Here is a 463-nt window from a genome sequence, read left to right on the forward strand (position 1 = left end):
CCATGAAGAACCTCATCGCAGCAACCGCCGTCATCGCCTCGCTTGCCGGCACGACCTCCGCCTTCGCCCTGGAATCCGCCAGCCGCAGCGGCCCCAATGTGGAACACTCGTCCGGCAATATCGACCGTACGGTCGTCGGCTCCATCATCCGGGATACGGGCGCCAAGGCAGACCGCGCACCAGTCGACAGCAGCAATCTCAATGTCATCTACGGCTTTGATTCCGGCCGCGGCGTCACCGTCGGCACGCCCTCCCACGAATAACCGGAACAGCCCCAACCTCTCAGGCCGACTCCATCTGCCGACCTGGGTGAACCTCACTCAGAAAGGATAATTCCCATGAAGAACCTCATCGCAGCAACCGCCGTCATCGCCTCGCTTGCCGGCACGACCTCCGCCTTCGCCCTGGAATCCGCCAGCCGCAGCGGCCCCAATGTGGAACACTCGTCCGGCAATATCGACCG

At 63.3% G+C, this 463-nt stretch carries 1 protein-coding gene; it reads left to right on the forward strand.

Annotation, left to right across the window (positions count from 1 at the left end):
- A partial coding sequence (locus tag DYZ14_RS24240) for a hypothetical protein (protein WP_154720480.1) occupies nucleotides 1-263 on the forward strand: 263 nt, incomplete at its 5' end.
- Nucleotides 264-463: the final 200 nt, after the last annotated feature.

Origin of the sequence: Ciceribacter sp. T2.26MG-112.2 (genome assembly GCF_900492205.1) — a bacterium.
Taxonomy (GTDB): Bacteria; Pseudomonadota; Alphaproteobacteria; order Rhizobiales; family Rhizobiaceae; genus Allorhizobium; species Allorhizobium naphthalenivorans_A.